The following is a 19,429-nucleotide window of genomic DNA, read 5'->3' as shown; positions in this document are numbered from 1 at the left end:
GATAAGATTTTCACCTATATCAATCTGAAAGTTCAGCTATTGTTAGCTGGCTTAGTTATGTACGGACTGAGTACCGTGATTCACTAGGCAACGAATCGCACCTTCTCAAAAACTTGGATGTTTGGCTCTAGTAGCACAAAGCCGTTTTCACTCGTTTGACCCATCTTTCCAGCGAGCGCTGCCACCCACATGGGGTACTCGGCTTGTGCCTGTTCTAGCTTCTTAAAGACCTTCGGTTTAACAGTAACGCTGACAAGCCGCCCGTCACAGTCAATTGCAAATGACTTCCAGCCATTCTCAACGGTTTTTACATCGGCTGGAAATTCGCTGATTTTAATGGTGATTTCAAGCTTTCCTGAAGTTGTCATTTATCCTCCACTGATGCTGTAAGGGGTTCAACCCTGTAAGAAATGCAGCAAACCCGTGACATCCACCCAGAGATGCCGTAAGGGGTTAAACACGAGACTTCGGCGCTCCGAAATGGTTGCCAACTTAGTAACTATACCGAGAGATGCCGTGAGGCGTTAAACACACTCCCGCCGCTCGTTTCCCTGTCCCATCTCCCTGCTAGCGGGCTGGCATTCTCTTTAGAACCAACGTCAACCTCCTAAGAACTTCAGCCAAAATCTTACTTATAAACCTATCCTATCCAGCGCCCTTCTTACCGCTGTCAATTTGTCAGGGCACACATCTGCAAATATGCGCTCGTATCCCTAAATTTCGCCTAGATAAAACAAGCGCTCGCATCCTTTATCAACACGCTTTTTAGCTAAGTAAGGATTTATCATCTGTTTGATCTGCTCAAGAGATGACCTTGAAACTCAATCAGCCCAACTGTTATGGGCACATCAGCTTAATTCCACCCGTACCAGTAGACTAGATGTGCTGGAGATCGACGTTCTCCACATTGCCTTGGGCGTTTCGTGGCAGACCTCGTTACTGACGGTAGAGTGGTCTATCATATTTAGTCTTCCCCACTTAACTGAGCGATCGCGCACGAAGGTAAACTTCTCATAGGTTCCCAGTCGCTTTAGCTTGAATCAGTCTGGATATTTCTGTTCTAAAGCTCCAGTTTTGGCAGGGCGCGGTAGAGAATGGAACTGGATTTAAGCCACTGGCGCATTGAACCAGAACCAAAATTTGCCTTGTTAATATGCCTTAGATGTCCCCAGCCGATGGCGATGTGGACCTTGCGCTTCATTAGTTCCTCATGTTTCCGAATCACTTCGGAATCAACGGCGTAATTGTTGGGCCACGGACAAACTAAAATAAGCCGTTCCTGAGCAAGAGCAAGGACTTCCATCAACACAGCACGGTTGCCAGAGCGGTCTATCACCAGCCGATACTCATAAGGTTTGACGGTAGTTACTGCCCTCTTCTACTATCTCAGGAGCAATTTGTGAGCCGCTACTGACACTTTTCAATTTTTGGAGCTGCTCCAATTGGTACAGAGAACGAGAAAGGAATCGTGCTTCTTAAAATATGCCAATCATCAGAGCAGCCGCCACTGTTGTTCACCAAATATCGGTACCCACTCCCCAGAGTCCAACTTAAAAGCCCAGTACCCTTGCCGTGGGGGATTAGGGATTGAAACCATCACCGCCTCTACCCATTCAATTGTTTGGTCTAAATGCGTACCCGTAATTTGCTGAATCAGGCATTTTTTACCAATAGGTGCAGCGCCATTCTGTCTAGGGGATATTTCCAATAAATCAGGGTTGTCAAGATTATCGCCAACGGGTATTAAGCGAGGATTTTCACTCATGGGAGAGGAGGATGAAATCGCTTCCTCTTCTAAAACAAGCGGCGGCTGCACAACTTCAGTTTGCACAACTTCAGTTTGCACAACTTCAGTTTCTAGCACGGGACCGTTAGAGGTCATTACCACGCCAGGGGTTTCTCTGACCCACCTCTCGATATTGCCCCGATTCTTCGGTATTCGCCGCCACTCAAGACACTTCACCTTCACCCGCATAAACAGCGGCACCTCAGAAGACGGCTCAACGACCTTTTCCCCTCTGGCTCTTTCCGAGTCCGAGCAACCCCACAAAAGCGGCACCTCAGAAGACGGCTCAACGGCCTTTTCCTCCCCGTACCCCTCTTTGGAGTCAGATCCTGCTGCCCCCGGATGCCTTTGAGGGGCATCCGAGGCAGACGGTGCATATAAAACCTTCATATATGGGGGGGGTGTAGGAATTTCTTGAGAATCCCGTCCAGATGAGGGTTCTGGCTCTTCAATCAGGTTTTCTAATGGCTCTACTAGAACGATTTCTGCCTGCGTAGAAGTGTTTGAAACTGTCTCTGGTTGGTTTATTTCACACCTTTGGTTGTGGAATTTGGGATGCCACAAGTTTAAATAGGATGGCTTATATAAGGTTTTGTGGCTAACCGTTACTCCGAAAAGTTGCTTGGTTGTGGCAATCAGGGCTTTAGCTCTTGCTGTGGCCGCGCTGGGCAGGGTATTAGTGGCATCTAGGTGGGAGAGGGCGTTTTTTATCCGCTCTTGGGCCATTGCGCTGCGTTGCTCGTTAATGCGCTCGCCAAACGGTACTGCGTTGTTGGCTGCGCCGGAGCTGGTGTCTTTATTGAATGTGTCCGAGTATGTCCGCGACCGCTCTGGATAGCTGCAATAAGGAGAGTAGAAGCTTTCTGTTGTAACGGCCCATTCTCTTGCTCTGACTCCAATTTCATGTTGATGGGAGCAGTATTGCTGATAACCTGGGGCGTTGATTGCGGTCTTTTCAATGTAGTTTATTAGTTGTTGACCGCTGAGGGCTAGCCATACAACACCATAAGTGCCAATGTCTTTCAAGAGTTCGTTGGTCTGCCCTGAGGCTGTCCAACCTTCGCGAATCCGAGTTTCTAAGTGTCGTTTCCAAACTTCGGCCCTATTCGTTGTGTGGGGGAGGTAGGAGAGTTTTTGACGTTGTTGGGCGGCGGCTAGCGCTTCTTTCAACTCGGACATATCCTGCTTTGTCCCATGCATAGAAGCCACGTCCAGGAAGCGGGAGATGTCGTTGGTGAGGGGTTGGAGGTTAGTGTCCAGCAGGTAGGAGCCTGCTTGGAGGGGCAAGCGATGTCCGTTGTAATTGGTGGGTTTTCCTTTGCTGTAGGGTTTGACGTTGGGGAAGATTTCTAGCTGTCCGCCGCTTAGTTGCAATCCTTGATCTAGGAGGGCGAATTTAATGGCACTGGCTAACCCAAGGGTGGGTACTGGCTCTGATAAGAAGAAGTAAATATGTAACCCGCCGCTACTGCTGGACTGGACGGGTAAGTGGCGACATAACCCAATTTTCTCGGCTGCTTGAAGGATTAATTGAAATTTCTCTGGGTCATTGTTGGGGTGGTAGTCGCTGCCTCTATCGATATCGATGAGTGCGTAGCGAGTCTGGCTGCCAAATCGCAACCCTAGGATGATGTTCGGGTCTTTGTACGTTGCCCAGAGATTGCGGGGTTGGAGGGGGTAGCGGTTCTTTGTCGTCCATTGGGGCTTACTCCCTGGCTCTGGCACGGGAGCTGATAGACAATTCCACGGGTGATTAAAATATTCGCAAAATCTCGCTCCCACTGGGTCGGTTGGTGGTAAAGGCAGCTTTTTCCTAGAAGCGGCTTTAGAAGCTGATGCAACCATAAAAATACTCCAACGCTTGTGTCGCAAAGCGTGGAGCGAGTTAGAGGCCCCCTAACCCAAGATTTTTTCAATCTATACTGCATAGATTAAAACCTTGGTAAAATGGAACCAGCGGGTTATTCCACTGGTTTTTTGCAGTCAGCACGGTGCAAAGATTAGCTTGGTCGGCGAAAAACTTTTAGCCGTACTGTCTGGTTTGGTGGCTCTACCCGCAACCACTGTTTAATTAAGTTTTTTTTGTCGGGGAGTCTCGAAGCGCATCCGGTGCAGTCAATTGCTCCGATTGTGCGGATAGAACTCCCTTATTTTTTGTCTTTTGCATAACCCTTGTCCTGTGAGTCGAGCAGGGGTTGTTTATTTATTCGTCTGTCATATCAATAGCTCTCCTGCTCTTTGGCACGGTTAAATCCCAGTGGAAATATTGGCATAAACTAATTTTGCCAAAACTTGGCAACTTGGAGTTGTCAGCTAATTTATCTGGATCTAAAATACTTATCTTGAGTTGACAACACCTCTACAACCTTTACAGTGTAAAGGTTATAAAAATTGGGTGTTACAAGATTCTAGAGCAAACGTTGCAGGATTCTAGACCAACTGACAACACTTTTTTTCCGAAAGTCTTCTGCAAGGGTTAGTCAAGAGTCAGACTCTAATGCCTGTCTGAGTTTGGTCATTATCTCTGGAGCCTTCTGCAAGGGTTAGTCAAGAGCCAGACTCTAATGCCTGTCTAAGTTTGGTCATTGTCTCTGGAGTTGCGTTACGCTTACCCTGTTCTATCCGAGAGATCACGCTCTTATCTACACCGGAGTATTTTGCTAACTGACCCATACTCCACTTCATTTCTGTTCTGGCTTCTCGCAGCCAGTTTCCAGAATCACTATTTTTTGGGGCTGGTTGTAACTTCGGAGTCTCAGGCTTAGGTTGAGTTCGTCTTTCTAACCGTGATTGCAATTCTGGAATAGGCGATCGCGGAATAATATCGACTGTCCCTTCTAAGAACTCCGAAAAACCACCGCTGGGAAAATCTAGGGTAACACTCCAGTTTTTAGCTTTATAGAAGTCAAAGCATTTAAGAATACGCTTTTTCAGTCTGCTTCCCTTAACACGATTGCTCAAAGCTGCTTCTATTTCATCTGATGGTATTGTTTCCCTAATAATTGTTTCAATTCTGTGATGTCTGTTCCGACGGATACGATATTCAAGAAGTGTGTAAATTCCAATCGCTAGTTCTCTCCAATATTTGTAAGTATCTAGCTCTACAATCTCTTTGGGAAGGTAACTGATTTGATGACCTGCTTGATTATCATTGACATAAAATAGAGAGAAAACCTTACCAGGTATGACTTCGACAAACAACTCTTTTTCTGGCATAATTTGATACCTAATGTGAGGTATAATCCACATTAAAATGTCATCTAAGCCAGCGCTTTCTATTGCCAAATCACAATTTAGATTTTGTTGACTTCCTCCGCTACCTATATGCCATAATACTTTTACCGATTGTGTTCTAAGAATTTCAAATTGCTGTTTTAGATTTCTTAGTTTAACTTCAATATTTAAATCTGTCCGCTTATTATTAAAACTTTTTAAGATATCCGTTCCTTTGACAATAAAAGAATTTCCTTTAGCTTTTAATGCATACATTAAAAGGATTAAATTTAGCTTAAGAGTGTCCCAGTTGAGAGATTTAATAATGTTCCAGGCTGGATCTCCCTCTAAAATAGTTTCCCTACCAGTTCTTAAATCTGTCCCCACTATTTGAATCTTAACAAGACGCCCCTTACTGAATGACTTAGAATGAATACCTTTTTCTTGCCACTTATGAGGATAAGGAGCAACTCTAAACCATGTACTGTAAGGAGCTGAAGTGGGAAAAGCTTCAAAATCACAATTCTGATACAATCGAGGTTCTGGAACTAAGGTTAAGTTTCCAGGAGCTTTGATACCTAACAGTTTTTCCAATTCCTCTAGTGAAAGTTCGAGAATTCTAAATTTTTGTATAAATTCCCGACTGGTAGCAATCGCACAGACGGCGATTAAACGGTCTTCTGGGGTTGAGTCCTTTTTTAATATACCCCGTTGGAGACGGAAGATTAATTTTGATTCTTCAGGATTTTTGTTGCCTTTTACCCAAGCATCAATTCTACTTAAAATCCATTCAGCTTTCTGTGTCCAAAAATCTTTATCTATAAAATACTCTTCAAGTAATTTCTCTATATTTGCTGTAGCTATGACTGGGTCACACGATAAATTAAGAGAATGAAAATTTATTTTTTTTTCATGTATTGTGGGGTTTATTGTCCACGACAAATATTGGCATGATATTTCAATAAGTAACTGTTTTATTACTATAAGTTTCAAGTTACTTGCTGTGCGTAGCTTTTCGGCATATTGATAAATATAATTTTTGTCTGTCATAGATATTAGGCTGTAGGATTCTATAACAGCATTTTTGCCCAAAGGGGTAAAAAGCGCAACGGGGGAGCGCATCACCCGTTTTCTTCCGGGGGGCAATGTGCCGATAGTACGTTGCTAAGGAAATTTTAAACGTTTGACCAATTTCCGCTACAGTCGGATTCGAGTTAACTACAAAGGGCTTCCCAATGCTGATTTGCTTGGTAGGATACCCAATGTCAATGTAAAATTTTCCTGACGTAAGAAGCGCCCCCAACTGATTCAGTATGTAGGAGTACAACATAACAGGGAAAATGATCGCACTAGAATTTATGTTTAGAAATGGTCACGTTTAACGGCTAGCGTCACCGGCTGCCGATGGGTTGAACTCCGTACCAAGGGGTTTGTAAGTCTGATACATGCGGTTGTTAGATGGAATTTATTTTGAGTTACTTAGCAAAATTGGTGATAGCACAGTTACTGCTTCTGTCATGATGGTATCGATGCTCTGACCTAATGCACCAAGCCAACTCCCTGACCTGCAAGGAAAGGTAAGTCATCGATTTGTCCTATTGCTTCAGGTATCGGCACAAAGCTGGTAAACCGATGAGCCGAACTTGCTCACCTGCCAACTTCATTGTTCCAATAGCTAGAGGTCACAAAGGCGGTCGCCCTCGCCAGCTAGATGTCTCCTCGTTCAACATGGCTAAACTGCTCAGCTCGCGACCCAAACAATTTGGTTACTCAAATCTGTCGGCCTTTGTGATTTTCTCCATATAATGAGGCGGCGTAGATTAAAGTGACTTGCTATCAGGAAACCTGGAGCGGTCAGTTGGCGCTTGAGCTTTGTTCTCCTCCAATCCGGAATACGCTCGAATAATGGCTTTTTTAGCCATTTGCGAAAAGGGGAAGCGATAGCGATCGCTCAATCCCGGATATGAATTACACAAGGCTTTCCCTCTGAATGGCTCTTCGTGTATAAGCGGGTGTTCCCAGCTTCGACAGCGTATTGGCGACAGGTAGTGGGTGATGCCAGTCCTAATTTTGTACAACTTTTTTATTCGCCGTACAACTTTTTCACAGAAGAACTTTTTTATTCGTCTACATTGGCTTGAATGCACCGGATGACGGACAATTAGGAGTATTATCAAGAACGGTTGTTCTAATAAATTTATGCCCCGGATTGTCTCTTGGGACACCTCTGAGTTGATACTGACCGAGCCGCTGCCTCTGACGCTTCACCCAGCAGCGGTGTACCTTTCTCTTTTGGCACCCGGCTCTCGACCGACGATGCGTCAGTCCCTTGATGCGATCGCGTCTCTGCTCACGAACGGTCAGTGCGACGCGATGACGCTCAATTGGGCGGCGTTGCGCTATCAGCACGCGGCAGCGGTGCAGGGAGCGTTACTGGCCTCGCGAAAGCCGGAGACGGTCAGAAAGATGATGTGTGCCTTGAGACGGGTACTTAAAGAAGCGCTGCGGCTGGATTTGATGGATGCGACTGCTTATGCCAAGGCAATTGATTTACCTCAGATTCGGAGCAATCCGGAACTCAGGGGCCGTGCCTTAAGCGAGGATGAAATTGCGGCGTTATTTGAAGCGTGCCATAATGACTCGACGCCTGCGGGTGTTAGAGATGCTGCTTTGATTGCGATTCTTCGGGTGGGGTTGCGTCGGGCTGAGGTGGTGTTTTTAGAGTTAAAAGATTTTAAGGCGAGTACGGGGGAAGTGAAGGTACGGGGGGGTAAGGGGGGGAAAAACCGCACGGTGTACCTTCCAAGCGATGCTATTGCACTGGTGGAAGATTGGTTGAAGGTTAGGGGACGTTCTCCAGGTGCGCTGTTGTGTCCTACTTGGAAACGGGGTCGAATCCATATTAGACCTCTAACGCCCCAAGCGGTGCTGATGATTCTTCGCAAACGGGCACTGGAAGCTGAGGTCGATCTGTTTTCTCCTCACGATTTTCGGCGGACGTTTTGCTCGGATTTATTGGATGCAGGGGTTGATATTGTGACGGTGGCTTCTTTAGCGGGACACTCTTCGCCGGAGGTGGTGGCTAAATATGACCGTCGGGGAGAGGAAACTAAACGAAAAGCTGTGGAGAAGTTATCAATTCCTAGCAAAGGGCGAACTACTCAATAGCGTAGTAGCATGAATCAGTAGTTATATCTTCGCCAATAGAGTCTTTACAGAGCTTGAAGAAATTGCAAGTGAAGCATTGGCTCAGGCAGGACGCTTTACAGAAGCATTCACCACTTTTAGCCCGCAACAGCTGAATGAATTTTTATGTGTTCTGTCCAGGTGGGCACTTGCTTTTGAGAGCATTGAGCGAGGGCTATCGGCAGCAGTTCTGCGAAAGGCACTTCGCATTGCTGGGTGGGTGCATCCGATATGGCAGGGAATCTATGATGAGGTGTTCCATACCTGAATCTTGGCTGAACATGAGAGAGTCGCGATCTCCCCTCCCCATCAAAACTCGCCAAATGAAAGCGCGAGTGCATCCTGCAAACAGCAGATGGAGCGTTGCTTCAGGACAAGCAGATAGCAGTGATTGTGACCTCTAAATAAACAATACCGACTGAAATGAGGCGACAATCAAGGGTTGTCTCATTCAGGTCATACAGAGGAACGCAGTGCCAGTCAACGCCGACAAACCCCACTTGTGGAAGCCAGATATCGCCCAGTCGGTAGACTTCTACAACAGTTGGTTCATGCAGTTTGCTCCAGGAGCGTACCGCGATACTCGCATTGCCACCACTATTTCTGTCGAATCCGCCTTAGCCCGAACAGCCAATCTAACGAACATCACACCCGCTGTATTGCGGCAACATCCGGAAGTTCTGCCTATACTCCGCATGGCGACAGCACCGCCCATCGCCCGCGATCGCCTGATTGGTCTAGCGGGAGTTCCGCCCAACCTTGTCAAAAACATGGAAGAGAAACAGCGAATTTCACCCCGGATGAGCAGTACATTAGTTGATGTTGAACTTCAGAAAATCAGTCAAATCATTGCACGACTGACCGACAAAGACATCTTTCCCTGGCTGGAGAACGGGCTGGAACCGACCGATACACAAGTTCACCGAGCAGCGACAATTGTTGCAGATCGTCTATGTGGTGCGCTTGCTGACCCGATTGTTCGCAATGCCCAAGAGCGCAGACAGCTGGCTACAATTAGGCAGTGGCTGGAACAGCGTGGCTATTCATACATTAGGGGAGGGGCTGGGTTAAGCTTTCAGACGATGCAGCCTGGAACTTTCTCGTTTCGGCTCAATATTCCGGTGAGCTTACAGGGAGGCATTAAACAGGTTAATATCCCGATTGACACTGTAATTAAGCCGCTTCAGTCCAGCCCTAGTGACTTACCGTTACTGATTGAAGCAAAATCCGCTGGGGACTATACCAATCCCAACAAGCGACGCAAAGAAGAAGCCATTAAAGTCGCTCAATTAAGACTCAACTACGGCAATAATATTCGTTTTATTCTGTTCCTTTGCGGTTACTTTGATAGTGGCTATTTGGGCTATGAAGCAGCTGAAGGAATTGACTGGGTGTGGGAACATCGCATCGATGACTTAGCGTTGTTTGGAGTGTAAAACCTAAGCGGAATGTCAGCGACTGAATTAACACGAGCATTGCTAAATAAGCAACTTGATTCTGCCAAAACCCAAACTGAGCGAAATCAGCTTGGTCAGTTTGCCACATCAACGGCACTGGCAACAGACATTCTGGAATATGCCAGAGGGCTATTACCATCAAACTTCAAGATTCGTTTTCTTGACCCGGCTTTTGGGACTGGCTCCTTTTACTCCGCATTATTGCAGCAATTTCCTCTATCACAAATTGTTGAGGCAGTAGGATACGAAATTGACCCCCATTACGGGAATGAAGCGATTAAGCTTTGGGGTGACACGCCGCTACAACTCTCTATCGCTGACTTCACCCAAGCTAAACCTCCCAACTCTGACGAAGCTCTAGCTAACTTGCTCATTTGCAACCCGCCGTATGTCCGACATCATCATTTGACCAGGCTTGAGAAGCTGCGGCTCAAAAGGACAACGGAGCAGACATCCGGTATAAAGCTGAGCGGGTTAGCCGGACTCTACTGCCACTTCCTCTGTCTTTCAGATGCCTGGATGGCTTCTGATGCTCTGGCTGGGTGGCTTATCCCCAGTGGGTTTATGGACGTGAATTATGGACAGCAAGTAAAGGAGTATCTGCTCAATCGCGTTACCTTGCTGCGCGTTCATCGTTTTTATCCTGATGATGTGCAGTTTGAAGATGCACTGGTGTCTAGTGCAGTTGTTTGGTTCAGGAAGGCTTTGCCACCAGTAAATCATGCTGTTGAGTTCACTTATGGCGGGAGTCTGACAGCACCAAAAGTGAGAGAGTTGGTTTCAGTGGAGGTGCTACGCCATACGGTCAAGTGGACTAAGTTTGGGCTGGGGTATAGTAACAGGAATTCCAATAGTCAGCAGTTGAAGCTTAAGGACACCGCCTCTACTGAGGGAATGCCGCTTTCCTCTGAGGGCAGAAATTCCGAATTTCTGCCGTTGAAATTGTCAGACTTATTCACGATTAAACGGGGTTTGGCGACTGGAGCTAACCATTTCTTCGTGCTGACACCAGAGCAAGTTTCTACTCACCAACTGCCTCTTGAGTTCTTAAAGCCGATTCTGCCTAGTCCCCGGTTTTTATCAGTTGATGAGATTGAAGCTGATAGTGTTGGTAATCCAATTTTGGAAAGCAAGCTATTCCTACTGACGTGCAACTTGCCTTTATACGAGGTGAAAGCCAAGTATCCGTCGCTTTGGAAATATCTCCAGATGGGAGTAGAGAATGGAATTAGCGATCGCTACCTGTGCAAGCATCGCTCCCCTTGGTACTTGCAGGAAAAGCGTCCGCCTTCCCCTTTCCTCTGCACCTATATGGGGCGTCAGAACACCAGCAGAGGTAGACCCTTCCGATTTATCCTGAATCACTCAATGGCGACGGCAACCAATGTCTACTTGATGTTGTATCCGAAACCAGCTCTGGAGAAGGCACTCTTGAAGAAGCCTGAGTTGCTACGGTTGGTGTGGCAGGCTCTCAATCAGATGGATGATGAGACACTGATGGGTGAGGGTCGAGTGTATGGGGGTGGACTGCATAAGCTGGAGCCGAAGGAACTGGGTAACGCGATCGCAGAGAAATTTCTTGAGATTTTACCAAGTTTAAGCTATGTGGCAAATCCACTGTGGCAAAAGCCTAATTGACTTATCCTAAATCAGAGCCAAGCAACTGCTATGACGGTCACTATCTCTCAGATTGAGGAAAACCTGGTCAAACACGTTAAACCCCCAGAACTTCAGTGGCTTCGCCGCCAACTCGCAGCTTGGGCAGAGCAGAACTTGCGGGATTTCCCCTGGCGGCGCACGAGCGATCCCTACGCCATCTTCGTTGCCGAGTTTTTACTGCAAAAGACTGGAGCCTCGACAGCAGCTCCCGTTTACAACGTTTTTATCTCTCGATATCCCACCCTAAAGGCTTTAGCCGCAGCACCAGTAGAAGAAGTTGCCCAACTCTTGCAACCTTTGGGTCTTTTTTTTCCGAGCCGAACGGCTGTGCCAGTCGGTGCAGGTCATTGTCGAACAATATGAAGGCAAAATCCCCAGCGCGGAAGCCCAATTGTTCGCTTTGCCCGGAGTTGGCAAGTACACGGCACGATCTATCTGTGCCAATGCTTTCTCTCAGCCTCTAGCGATCCTCGATACCAATGTTGCTCGCATTTTGGAGCGATTTTTTGGGTTGCAAGGCAATCGGGTAAAGTCGCGCTGCAAGCTGCTTTGGAAAGCGGCAGAGCAAGTCGCTCCCGAAGCGGAAGTGGGAAAGTGGAACTAACGCTGCTGGACTTTGGGGCAGCAGTCTGCACGGCTAAGAACCCTCGCTGCGCTGAGTGTCCGTTGCAGGAGCAATGCAATTACGTAAAAATTAATCTTCGTCAGAATAAATAAATATCTCCATGACCCCAACACCAACACCAGCTTTTGAAGAACTTGCGATTGCCCTCATCGCTTCCAATTTCAATCCCACCCTGTTAACCCCAGATTTTCTCAAGTACAGCGGCATCGTTGGGTCAGATTGGAAGCTAGCAGAACCGATGACCCTACTACTTTTGGCAGCGGTTCAGGAACCCTCGATTGGAGTTGAGAGAGGATTTTCTTCCAATCCGGAATACGCACATTTCTCGTAGTGCGTTCGCCAGTCGAGAAACGTGCGAATGAGGATGTATAAACAGCTCTTCTGGAGCCATTCAAGTTGATAACTCTGAAGCGTTGAAAAATGACGAGATATATCTGTAAAGCTGAAATATATAGGAATCCTTTCCTAATGCCCTGCCCGAAAAGGTAAAAGATGTGAGCTTAATCTGCGAATCCGTTGTTAGCGATAAGCGGCACTAAGCTAGAGTTACCTTCTACACGCTAATTTATCGCTACTTGAGGAATAATTGAACTTCTTCAATTGACCTATAAACTCCGAATTTTTGACAGGAATCAAGATTTCGTACTTGCCCCAATGCTGGTTAAATCATCAGGTGCTAGTATCTGAATTCGTGATTAAAGAAGTTAAGGCAATAGAACATCTCCATATTATTTTTAGAGGAAACTACCTGACCGTGGAGTGTGCCATAAAACTCTTTCAGCTCTTGCAATATTAATAAAAATTTTTCAACTTTTGCAATAGTAAATTGTTTAGAAGTTTCTGTTTCTCAAATCGATAGCAGGTATCAATAAATTGTCCTTGTTGCTAGTCAATTGATTTTCCACAGAGGAAAAGGAGAACAAGCGAGTGTTACCAGTTACAGCTAAAACTGTTGGCATTGTTTGAACCTGTCGGCTATCTTATACTATAAGCTCTAGTAAATTCAGGAGTTTTGTCATTAACCTATTCATAATTTATTAGTAGTCCTCATAGAATAATCTCGAAAAAGAATAATGAAACCCATTACAGAATTTTTATCGGAACTGCGCCGTCTTGAGATTAAGCTATGGATTGATGGAGAGCGTTTGCGGTACAGTGCTACTCCAGGAATTCTGACCCCAGATATGCTGGCTCAAATGAAATCGCGTAAATCAGAGATTGTCGCTTTTCTCCAGCAAGTTAATCCAGACGCCCCCACGTCCATCAAACCTGTTCCCAGAAACCAAGACTTACCTCTATCCTTTGCCCAACAACGAGTGTGGTTTCTCGACCGGCTAGAGGGCGAAAGTTCTGCCTACAATGTGCCGATGGCGTTGCGTTTGCAAGGTCAGCTAAACGTAACTGCCCTAGAGCAAGCTTTAAAGTCAATCGTCGAGCGTCACGAAGTTCTACGCACTAACTTTTCTTCCTGCGATGGTAGCCCGATCGCTATCGTTCGAGATCGAGCTAATTTCTGCTTAAACCTAGTAGATTTACGGAAGTATTCCGGAAACAAACGTGTTATTGAATTACAAAAGTTAATTGACAACGAACGTTTACAAGCCTTCGATCTAGAAAACGATTCATTAATTCGAGTAACTATACTTTGTTTAGGCGAAAAAGAACATATTTTACTATTAACCCTGCATCACATTATCTCTGATGGTTGGTCGCTAAACTTGCTGTATCGAGAACTTACAATTCTTTATTCGGACTTTTCTAAAGGTAATTATTCATCACTACCCAATTTGCCGATCCAATACGTTGATTTTGCTGACTGGCAACGAGAATGGCAGGCAGGAAAAGTTTTTGATGAACAAGTTTTTTACTGGAAACGACAGCTCGACGGCGTACCGCCTTTATTAGAATTGCCGATCGATCGCCCAAGACCCGCGGTTCAAACTTTCAGTGGCGCTAAGCAATCGCAACAGCTTGATAAAAGTATCAGCGAAGCACTCAAAACTTTAAGCCAAGGCGAAGGGGTCACGCTTTTTATGACCCTATTAACGGCTTTCAAGGTCTTACTCTATCGTTATAGCGGCTCGCAAGATATTGTAGTTGGCACTCCTGTCGCAGGTCGCAATCGTCCCGAACTCGAAGGTTTAATTGGCTTTTTTCTCAATACTGTTGTGCTTCGCACTCAGTTGGATGGGAATCCTAGTTATAGAGAACTTTTGGGTCGAGTCAGGGAGGTAACATTGGGGGCATATCAGCATCAGGAGATGCCTTTCGAGAAGTTAGTAGAAGAACTGCAACCGGAACGAAGTTTGAGCTACAATCCCCTATTTCAAGTGTTATTTAATATGGTTAATTTAGAGTTCCAGGCAATGCAAATGCCAGGACTCGCAGTAGAATTTATTCCGAGTTCGGAAGCTGCATCTAAGTTCGATCTAACTTTATATGTGCGGGAGCAAGCTGAAGGGATAAGACTGGATTGGGTGTACAACGGGGATTTGTTCGAGAAGGAAACGATCGCTCGAATGGGAGGGCATTTTCAAGCTTTGCTGGAAGGCATTGCAACTAATCCGAACCAAGCCATTTCGGATTTACCCCGTCCGCCATTACCGCTTGGATCTCCCGATCCCACTGCTGTTTTAGGACAGCCGGATTATAAATTAGTTACGAATCGATTTGTTAACTGGGTGAAGCAAACGCCAGAACATCCAGCGATTTGCCAAGGCGATCGCATTCTATCTTATAGCGAATTATCCCAAATTGCTCATTCTTTAGCACAAATTTTATTAAGCCAAGGACTTAAAAAGGGAGAAGTCGTAGCAGTATACGGTATCAGAAGTTTTGGTCTAATTGCCAGCGCGATCGCAGTTTTTATCAGTGGCGGCGTACTCCTGACACTCGACCCCAACTTGCCTCGACAACGGCAGCAACTGATGCTAGCTGAAGCCAAAGCAAAATATTTAATCTCCGTTGGCACTCAGCATCCGCCAGCAGATTTAGCAGAATCTTTACCTTGTATCAGAATTAATCCAGAGACAGGAGAAATTCTCGATTTAGAACCTTCAAAAAATTCAACTAATTTACCTAATCTATTCCCTGACGATGCTGCTTATATTTTCTTCACTTCTGGGACGACTGGCGTTCCCAAAGGTGTATTAGGTTGTCACAAAGGATTGGCCCATTTTCTCCATTGGCAAAGCGAAACATTTGCAATCGCATCGACGGATCGAGTCGGTCAATTAACAGGATTATCCTTTGATGTTATCCTCAGAGATATTTTTCTGCCTTTAGTTAATGGCGCAACTCTTTGTTTACCTCCTGTTGGATTTGACCTAAACGGAAACTTTATTTTACCTTGGTTGGAGCGAGAGCAAATTTCTCTACTTCACACCGTTCCAACCTTGGCACAATCTTGGTTAATCGGTAAACCCGCAGGTGTTTCTTTAAAAGCTTTACGTTGGGTATTCTTTGCCGGAGAACCGCTGACAGAAACCTTGGTAAGCCTTTGGCGAGAAGCTTTTCCGGAATCGGGTAACATCGTTAATTTTTATGGTCCAACGGAGACAACTTTAGCGAAGTGCTTCTATATTGTGCCTGAGAAAATGTCGGCTGAAATTCAACCGATAGGTTCGCCGCTGCCGGAAACTCAAGCATTAATTTTGGCTGAAAATAACCAATTGTGCAGCATTGGAGAACCCGGTGAAATTGTGCTGCGGACGCCATTTCGCAGTTTAGGTTATATTAACGATCCTACAGAAACTCAGAAACGATTTGTCAAAAATCCCTATCGCGACGACGAACAAGATTTAGTTTATTATACGGGCGATCGCGGACGCTATCGCCCAGATGAATTGCTGGAAATTCTAGGTCGAATAGACGAGCAAGTGAAGATTCGGGGAATTCGCATCGAACCCCAAGAAATTGCCGCCGTAATTAGCCAACATCCAGGGATCGCACAAACAGCCGTTATTGCCAGAGAAGACCAATTAGGAAACAAATACTTAGTGGGTTATTTAGTTTCCCATTCAGAGCCAAAACCAACAGTTAAGGAATTGCGAAGTTTTGTGCAAACCAAACTGCCAGAATACGCAATTCCTAGCGCCTTTGTGTTTTTGGATGCCATTCCTTTAACTCCTAATGGCAAAATCGACCGCCGTGCTTTACCCGCTCCAAATATTGAGGAGACAGTTTCAACTAACTTTGTTTCACCCCGAAATTTAACAGAAGAAATCTTAGTCAATATTTGGAGCGAATTGTTAGGTGTTCGAGTCGGAATCTACGATAACTTTTTTGAACTGGGGGGGCATTCTCTATTAGCAACTCAAATTATATCTCGCATCCGCCAAGCTTTTGAGTTGGATTTGCCCCTACGTTCTTTGTTTGAAAAACCAACGGTAGCCGAACTCGCAGAAAATCTCGATCGAGAAGCTCAAGTACCACTGGAAGAGACTATTTCATCAATCCCTAGAGATAGAGACATCCCCCTATCTTTTGTACAAGTCAGACTGTGGTTGTTAGAGCAAATAGAAGGAGCAAGAACCGCTTACAAAATTTCCAGAGCGCTGCATTTAAAAGGAAGAGTTAACATCACGGCTTTAGAGCAAGCATTCCAAGCTATTATTAAGCGTCACGAAACTTTGCGGACTCGTTTTCAGGCAATTGAAGGTTCTGCAATTCAGGTAATCGAACCAGAAATTATTTTTACTTTACCCGTTATCAACTTACAAGAATTAACCGCTCAAGAACAATCAACTCAAATTCAAGACTTAGCCAAGGAAGAAGCACAACGCCCCTTTGATTTAAACATCGCTCCCTTACTGCGAGTTTCTCTGCTACGGTTGAGTGAAGAATCCCATGTTTTGCTGTTGACAATACATCATATTATTGCTGATGGTTGGTCAATGGGGATATTCTTTCGAGAAATATCGAGTTTTTATGAAGCCTTCATCAGCGGAAATTCCTGCCAGTTACCAGAACTACCCGTTCAATATGCTGATTTTGCTTTTTGGCAGCGACAGCAGTTGCAAGGCAAGATACTTGAAACTCAATTAGCTTATTGGAAACAGCAGCTAGCAGGCGTTCCCCCCGTTTTGGAATTACCCTTTGACTATCCCCGTCCTGCCGTTCAAATTTTCCAAGGGGCTAGCGAATCTCAATTGTTACCTAAAACACTTTCGCATTGCCTCAAGACTTTAAGCCAGCAGGAAAATGCGACGCTGTTTATGACCTTATTAGCGGCTTTTAAAATTCTACTTTACCGCTATACCGGGCAGGAAGATATTGTTGTTGGCAGTCCTGTAGCAGGTCGAAATCGTCGAGATATTGAGGGAGTAATCGGATTTTTTATCAATACGATTGTATTGCGAACTCAGTTAGAAGAAAATTTCAATTTTCGTAATTTACTAAATCAATTGCGGGAGGTGGCATTAGGAGCTTACGCTCATCAAGATTTACAGTTTGAAAAGTTAGTCGAACAACTCCAACCGCAAAGAAGTTTGAGCTATACGCCTATCTTTCAGGTGTGGTTCAATATGCTCAATTTAGGGAATAGAACCCTAAAAATGGCAAACTTAGACCTTGAGGTATTGTCCTTTCCAGAACGCTTAACGAAGTTCGACTTAAGCCTGTACGTACAGGAGTATACAGACGGAATTAATATTGAATGGGTGTACAATCGTAACTTGTTCAGAGCGGAAACGATCGCGCTGATGAAAGAGCGTTTTCAAACTTTATTAGAAAGTATTATCACCGCTCCAGAACAACCTATTGGTAATCTGTCTTTATTGAGTCTAATAGAGCGGCAAAGACTGCAAGCTAGTAAAAATATTGTCTGTCCGTCTCAACCCTATACAGAGTTTCCTAAATCTGCCATTGAGCAATCTATTCCCGATCGCTTTGAAGAACAGGTGAGGAAATATCCACACAATATTGCAGTTTGGACTGAAAAACATCAGTGGACTTATAACACCTTAAATGATAAAGCGAATGCGATCGCTCAATCTATCCTGCAACTTTATGGCAGCACTTCTGAAAAAATTGCTCTGTTATTGGAACATGATGCTTGGGCGATCGCTGCTATTTTGGGGGTGCTAAAGGCGGGCAAAACTTATGTTCCTCTCGACCCAAATTATCCTAAACTCAGACTGAACTATATCCTGGAAGATTGCCAAGCTACCGCACTTCTAAGCAACAGTAAAAATTTGGCTTTAGCTGAAGAATTAACCCAAGGGAGCATCCCCCTCATCAATCTCGATGAAATTGACTTCAGCCAAACTGAAAACGAAGTGCAAATAACAATTGCACCAGATACCTTAGCTTATATTCTCTATACTTCCGGTTCTACTGGACAACCTAAAGGAGTCGTCCAAAACCATCGCAACGTTCTGCATTTCATCAGAAACTACACAAATGATCTCCACATTGCTCCTAGCGATCGACTTACTTTGCTCTCATCTTACAGCTTTGATGCGGCGATTATGGATATTTTTGGAGCCTTGTTAAATGGGGCGACTCTATATCCGCTCGACATCAAAGAAGAAAATCTAAACAATTTTTCCGAGAGATTAAAGCAACAAGAAATTACCATTTATCACTCAACTCCCACTGTCTATCGATACTTTCTCGCCACCCTACCCGCGCCGCAAGAAGAATCAGCTTTACCGAAGGTTCGGTTAGTAGTTTTAGGGGGAGAAGAAGTCGTTAAACAAGATGTAGCATTATATCAAAGATATTTCTCCCAAAACTGCATCTTCGTTAATGGTTTAGGCCCGACAGAATCGACTGTTACCATTCAATATTTTATAAACAAGGAAAATGCCGAAATAGGAAATCTCGTTCCTGTAGGATATCCAGTAGAAGATACCGAGATTTTATTGCTCGATCGCGCTGGAAATAATGCGGAAATTTATGGGGAAATAGCTATCAAAAGCAAACACATTGCTTTAGGTTACTGGCAAAAACCAGAACTAACGCAAGCAGCATTTTTACCCGATCCTCAAGGAGGAAAGTGCCGTATTTATCGCACCGGAGATTTGGGTCGTTTAAGAACAGATGGCAATCTAGAATTTTTGGGTCGGAGAGATTTTCAAGTCAAAATTCGCGGATTCCGCATCGAACTAGGCGAAATTGAAGCCACTCTAGCTCAACATCCATCTGTTAAAGAAACCGTCGTAACGGCCTCTAAAGAATCCTCTAGCGACAAGCGTCTAATCGCTTATGTAGTTCCTCATCCAGGGTTAATTCCCGCTGCTACGGAATTACGCAGCTTCCTGCAAGATAGGTTGCCTAACTATATGGTTCCGGCAGCATTTGTCATATTAGACGCCTTACCTTTGACTCCCAACGGCAAAATTGACCGACGCGCTTTACCTGCACCCAATTTAATTGAACAGGAGTCAGTAGAAAGCTTTGTTGCTCCTAAAAATGATTTAGAGTTGCGGTTAGTAAAAATTTGGGAAAAAGTTTTAGGAGTTCAGCCGATAGGCATCCGCGATAATTTCTTTGAGTTAG

Annotated in this window: 14 protein-coding genes; 10 read left to right on the top strand and 4 right to left on the bottom strand. The window is 45.0% G+C overall.

Features of this window, described 5'->3' with window-relative positions:
* Nucleotides 1-83 precede the first annotated feature (83 nt).
* Nucleotides 84-368: a fertility inhibition FinO-like protein gene (locus H6F50_RS19685; RefSeq protein WP_190430005.1), complete on the bottom strand. Its 285-nt coding sequence runs from the start codon at nt 366-368 to the stop codon at nt 84-86.
* Between the two features lie 424 nt (nt 369-792).
* Here H6F50_RS19685 and H6F50_RS19680 point away from each other — a divergent pair, with 424 nt between their 5' ends.
* Nucleotides 793-1,017 (top strand): hypothetical protein, encoded by a 225-nt coding sequence (locus tag H6F50_RS19680; RefSeq protein WP_190430004.1) that lies wholly within the window; start codon nt 793-795, stop codon nt 1,015-1,017.
* A gap of 43 nt (nt 1,018-1,060) precedes the next feature.
* Here the strand turns inward: H6F50_RS19680 and H6F50_RS19675 are convergent, their stop codons facing one another.
* From H6F50_RS19675 to H6F50_RS19665, 3 genes are all read right to left on the bottom strand, one after another.
* Complete coding sequence (locus H6F50_RS19675) at nt 1,061-1,336, bottom strand: hypothetical protein (RefSeq protein ID WP_190430003.1); 276 nt, start codon at nt 1,334-1,336, stop codon at nt 1,061-1,063.
* A 156-nt stretch (nt 1,337-1,492) separates the two neighbouring features.
* On the bottom strand, nt 1,493-3,631 hold the full coding sequence (locus H6F50_RS19670) for a hypothetical protein (protein ID WP_190430002.1): 2,139 nt from the start codon (nt 3,629-3,631) through the stop codon (nt 1,493-1,495).
* Nucleotides 3,632-4,333: 702 nt separating this feature from the next.
* Nucleotides 4,334-6,049: a helix-turn-helix transcriptional regulator gene (locus H6F50_RS19665; protein ID WP_190430001.1), complete on the bottom strand. Its 1,716-nt coding sequence runs from the start codon at nt 6,047-6,049 to the stop codon at nt 4,334-4,336.
* A gap of 1,149 nt (nt 6,050-7,198) precedes the next feature.
* On the opposite strand from H6F50_RS19665, the gene H6F50_RS19660 reads away from it, so the two are divergent.
* The 9 genes from H6F50_RS19660 to H6F50_RS19630 all read left to right on the top strand — a co-directional run.
* Nucleotides 7,199-8,167, top strand: a complete 969-nt coding sequence (locus tag H6F50_RS19660; RefSeq protein ID WP_190430000.1) for a site-specific integrase — start codon at nt 7,199-7,201, stop codon at nt 8,165-8,167.
* Between the two features lie 76 nt (nt 8,168-8,243).
* Nucleotides 8,244-8,453, top strand: coding sequence for a hypothetical protein (locus H6F50_RS19655; protein ID WP_190429999.1), 210 nt, complete (start codon nt 8,244-8,246; stop codon nt 8,451-8,453).
* Between the two features lie 205 nt (nt 8,454-8,658).
* A complete protein-coding gene (locus H6F50_RS19650) occupies nt 8,659-9,621 on the top strand; it encodes a XamI family restriction endonuclease (RefSeq protein ID WP_190429998.1) in 963 nt (320 codons plus the stop codon).
* A gap of 12 nt (nt 9,622-9,633) precedes the next feature.
* Nucleotides 9,634-11,280, top strand: a complete 1,647-nt coding sequence (locus H6F50_RS19645; protein ID WP_190429997.1) for an SAM-dependent DNA methyltransferase — start codon at nt 9,634-9,636, stop codon at nt 11,278-11,280.
* A 30-nt stretch (nt 11,281-11,310) separates the two neighbouring features.
* The gene (locus tag H6F50_RS27255) at nt 11,311-11,664 is read left to right on the top strand and encodes a hypothetical protein (RefSeq protein WP_242029119.1); all 354 of its coding nucleotides are present in this window, start codon (nt 11,311-11,313) and stop codon (nt 11,662-11,664) included.
* Nucleotides 11,639-11,905 carry a hypothetical protein gene (locus H6F50_RS27250; RefSeq protein ID WP_242029118.1) on the top strand — a complete coding sequence of 89 codons (267 nt, stop codon included), beginning with the start codon at nt 11,639-11,641 and terminating at the stop codon, nt 11,903-11,905. Before H6F50_RS27255 ends, H6F50_RS27250 begins: the two co-directional genes overlap by 26 nt.
* The gene (locus tag H6F50_RS27715; RefSeq protein ID WP_347276935.1) at nt 11,896-12,018 is read left to right on the top strand and encodes a hypothetical protein; all 123 of its coding nucleotides are present in this window, start codon (nt 11,896-11,898) and stop codon (nt 12,016-12,018) included. The genes H6F50_RS27250 and H6F50_RS27715 overlap by 10 nt, the downstream gene beginning before the upstream one ends.
* Nucleotides 12,019-12,026: 8 nt before the next feature.
* The gene (locus H6F50_RS19635; RefSeq protein WP_190429996.1) at nt 12,027-12,257 is read left to right on the top strand and encodes a hypothetical protein; all 231 of its coding nucleotides are present in this window, start codon (nt 12,027-12,029) and stop codon (nt 12,255-12,257) included.
* A gap of 742 nt (nt 12,258-12,999) precedes the next feature.
* Nucleotides 13,000-19,429 (top strand): non-ribosomal peptide synthetase (locus tag H6F50_RS19630; protein ID WP_190429995.1); only part of this gene is annotated, 6,430 nt, incomplete at its 3' end.

It is taken from the genome of Coleofasciculus sp. FACHB-712, from assembly GCF_014695635.1.
In the GTDB taxonomy this organism is placed as follows: domain Bacteria; phylum Cyanobacteriota; class Cyanobacteriia; order Cyanobacteriales; family FACHB-T130; genus FACHB-T130.
The sequence above is the reverse complement of the archived record's forward strand: the minus strand, read 5'-3'. Positions and strand labels throughout refer to the sequence as shown.

Coding starts and splice junctions, on each gene's coding strand:
- H6F50_RS19685 (WP_190430005.1), bottom strand. CDS start 368: ATGACAACTTCAGGAAAGCTTGAAATCACCATTAAAATCAGCGAATTT.
- H6F50_RS19670 (WP_190430002.1), bottom strand. CDS start 3,631: ATGGTTGCATCAGCTTCTAAAGCCGCTTCTAGGAAAAAGCTGCCTTTA.
- H6F50_RS19665 (WP_190430001.1), bottom strand. CDS start 6,049: ATGACAGACAAAAATTATATTTATCAATATGCCGAAAAGCTACGCACA.
- H6F50_RS19660 (WP_190430000.1), top strand. CDS start 7,199: ATGCCCCGGATTGTCTCTTGGGACACCTCTGAGTTGATACTGACCGAG.
- H6F50_RS19645 (WP_190429997.1), top strand. CDS start 9,634: ATGTCAGCGACTGAATTAACACGAGCATTGCTAAATAAGCAACTTGAT.
- H6F50_RS27255 (WP_242029119.1), top strand. CDS start 11,311: ATGACGGTCACTATCTCTCAGATTGAGGAAAACCTGGTCAAACACGTT.
- H6F50_RS19635 (WP_190429996.1), top strand. CDS start 12,027: ATGACCCCAACACCAACACCAGCTTTTGAAGAACTTGCGATTGCCCTC.